The 3,332-nt window shown below is 51.9% G+C and carries 4 protein-coding genes; all 4 read right to left on the bottom strand.

Annotated elements, in window-relative coordinates; all coding sequences use genetic code 11:
* Positions 1 to 519, bottom strand: a 519-nt coding sequence (locus ACR0P9_RS09565) for a 3-phosphoshikimate 1-carboxyvinyltransferase (RefSeq protein ID WP_432619579.1), incomplete at its 3' end; no start/stop codon positions are given.
* The gene (gene pheA, locus ACR0P9_RS09570) at positions 516 to 1,661 is read right to left on the bottom strand and encodes a prephenate dehydratase (protein ID WP_432619581.1); all 1,146 of its coding nucleotides are present in this window, start codon (positions 1,659 to 1,661) and stop codon (positions 516 to 518) included. The genes ACR0P9_RS09565 and pheA, both read right to left, overlap by 4 nt.
* The gene (gene aroC, locus ACR0P9_RS09575; protein ID WP_432619583.1) at positions 1,648 to 2,745 is read right to left on the bottom strand and encodes a chorismate synthase; all 1,098 of its coding nucleotides are present in this window, start codon (positions 2,743 to 2,745) and stop codon (positions 1,648 to 1,650) included. Before aroC ends, pheA begins: the two co-directional genes overlap by 14 nt.
* A gap of 14 nt (positions 2,746 to 2,759) precedes the next feature.
* Positions 2,760 to 3,332: 3-dehydroquinate synthase (locus ACR0P9_RS09580; RefSeq protein ID WP_432619585.1), on the bottom strand; the 573-nt coding region annotated here is incomplete at its 5' end.

Here is a 3,332-nt window from a genome sequence, read left to right on the forward strand (position 1 = left end):
CAAAATTGCAGATTTCAACTGTGCCGATGCAACCGGCATCTCGTAACGAATACCGTGCAGCGGGGCAGGATGAATGTTCAGCGGGCATAAATTGCCGTCTTTTCCCGAAATATCTGCACCCATCTCGCGCAGCGGCTTGATGATTCGTCCCATCGGACGCTTTTGGATGGATGCATCACCGTTCAGGGTGCAGGAAAATGGCTGACCGGCGAGAATGCCGCACAGCAGACGAGTTGTCGTGCCGGAATTGCCGGTATATAACAGCTCTGTTGGTGCTTTGAGACCGTGCAGGCCGACACCGTGAACGACAACTTCTTTTTCAGAAACATCAATGGAAACGCCCATTTTTTTGAAGCAGGAGATGGTAGACAAGCAGTCTTCACCCATTAAAAAACCGGTGATATGCGTATCGGCATCAGCCAGTGCGCCAAACATGACCGCGCGGTGGGAGATAGACTTGTCACCAGGGACAGTTACATCGCCGCGCAGCGCGCGGGCGGTAGTCAGGGGATAACTCATGCTTTCACCTCGCTGTCTTGTGTCACAGGATAAGAGCCCAAAATGCGAACATAGGAACACTCCTGCATGGTCTGATAAATCAATGCGCGGGTATCTTGCCGCAGCAGATTTCCGTCAAAATCAATGTAAAAACAATAATTCCAAGGCATGTCACGCAGCGGGCGCGAGTGGATTTCCGTCATGTTGACACCGTAATCGGCAAACACAGCCAGTGCGCCGTAAAGACTGCCGACAATATGCGGCAAAGTCAAGACAAGGCTCACGCGTGTATCGGTCTCCTGTGCAGACATGGAACGAGAAACCGCGATAAAGCGTGTTTGATTGAAATCCGCATCGTTGACATGCTCTTCTAGAATTTCCAAGCCGTACAGCTTTGCTGCGGCTTCCGAGCAGATGGCTGCACGAGAGACATCACCGCTCTGTGCAATATCATGCGCTGCCACGGCGGTATTGCTCTCTTCGATAGCTTCCAAGCCGTGCTTTTTGATGTACTGCTGACACTGACGCAGCGCCTGCGGGTGAGAGTGAACTTCTTTGATGGTATCAAACGAAGCACCCTTGCAGGCAGCAATACAGTGACGAATGCGCTTGATATGAGAGTGTGTGACGTATAATCCGTACTGCTCCAACAGATCGTAGACTTCATTTACGGTTCCAGCTGTCGAATTTTCTACCGGAACGACACCAATATCCGCTTTTCCGTCTAAAACAGCATGAAATACATCTTCCCATGAGTTCTGCGGGATGCGCTCGGCATTCGGAAACAAATCGGTTGCGGCAATTTCAGCATAAGATGCCGGAAGACCGCCGTAATATACTGTTTTCGGATCGTTGTTGCGCGGCTGGAGATCCAACTGCAATCGCTGCGGCTCCGCTTCCAGCATTCGCGCGTATTGATGCTTGCGGCTGACGCGCGTGGTCGTGCGCAGCAGGGAAGAGTATTCCAGCTTGAGTTCATCCGGAATATCTTGCAGCATCGTGTTCATCAGTTCCGTCTCACGGGACGGAACGAGAACCTGACCGCCGTGCTCCATTTTATAATCAGAAACTTCTTCCGCGCACTTCATGCGCTTGAGAAACAGCTTTAAAATTTCATGGTCAATCGCGCTGATGTCGCGGCGCACATCGTTAAGATCTCGCATATCCGTAAGCCTCCATATACAGGTCTGTGACAGCAACGGCAACGGCTGCTTCGATGACTGGCGTTGCGCGCGTGACAATACAAGGATCATGACGTCCCTTGATAACCAGCGGTTCAACCTTGTGGTCGGTGAGATTCAAGGTTTGCTGTTCGCGGGAAATAGACGGTGTCGGCTTAATCGCTGTGCGGACGATAATCGGCATACCGTTTGTGATACCGCCCAAAATACCGCCGTTGTTGTTGGTTTCCGTCTTGACGGTATCGCCGTCTAAATACATGCAGTCATTGGCTTCGGAGCCGCGCATCGCTGCGATAGAAAAACCTGCGCCAAATTCCACGCCCTTGACGGCTGGAACAGAAAACAGAATAGAAGACAAACGTCCCTCTACCGGAGACAGCATCGGAGAACCTATGCCGACCGGAACGCCGGTGACGGCACATTCGATGATGCCGCCGACGGAATCCTGTGCCTCTCGTGCTTGGTCAATCTGTGCGAGCATCGCTTCCTCAGCACGCGGGTTAATCACCGGATATGCTTGCGTGCGCAGCTTTTCCAAAAGCTCCGTTGGCACATGTACATCATCAAACGGTGTATCCATAATCTGACCAATGGCAGCAATATGCGAACCGACTTCGATGCCCTTAGAGCGCAGGAATAACTTACACATAGCACCGGCAAATACCAGCGGCGCCGTAAGACGACCGGAAAAATGTCCGCCGCCGCGGTAATCATTGCAGCCCTGATAGCGGACACGACCGGTGTAATCGGCATGGCCCGGACGCGGCTGTTCGATTAAATTGCGATAATCCTTAGAACGGGTATCGGTATTTTCAATGACGCAGGAAATCGGTGCGCCAGTGGTTTTGCCCTCAAAAATGCCGGAAAGGACCTTGGGAAGGTCCTTTTCTCGACGAGCTGTGGACTGACGATTTTTACCCGGTGCGCGGCGATCCATTTCAGCAAGAATAAATGCTTCATCGTATGGCACGCCGGCCGGAAAACCATCGAGTACACAGCCGATGCCACCGCCGTGTGATTCACCAAAAATGGAAAGCTTGACTGCATTTCCCCAAACAGAACCCATATGACGATCTCTCCTTATTCAGCGGTGAGCAGAGTATGTAACTGCTCCAGCGGGATTTTATGAATGTTTGCCGTGCCCATCGGATGCACCAAAATCATATTGATGCTGTCACCGGCACGCTTTTTGTCGTGCAGCATGGCAGTGTATACATCCTCGATGGGGTATGGCAGTTCTGTCGGCAGGTCGTGTGCCTGACAGATTTCCGTAATTTGCTGGGTGTAATCGGTCTCTCCCAACTTGGCTCCAAGCTTTGCTGCCTGCACCATGCCGATGGCAACGGCCTGACCATGCGTCAGCTCAGTGAAATGTCCAACCTTTTCTGCGCCATGGCCGATGGTATGACCAAAGTTCAAAATCATACGCAGACCAGTATCATGCTCGTCCTGCTGGACAACATCGCGCTTGATGCGGACGCACTCATAGACAATATGCTGCATATTGCTCTTGAAATCCGGCTGAGCAATCATGTCCAGAATGTCCGGATTGGAGATGCAGCCGTATTTAATCACTTCTGCCATGCCGTCGTTGAAAATGCGCTCCGGCAGGGAAGCGAGGATGTCCGTGTCAATGATAACCAGCTCCGGCTG

The sequence above is a fragment of the Butyricicoccus sp. genome (assembly GCF_050872565.1).
GTDB lineage: Bacteria > Bacillota > Clostridia > Oscillospirales > Butyricicoccaceae > Butyricicoccus_A.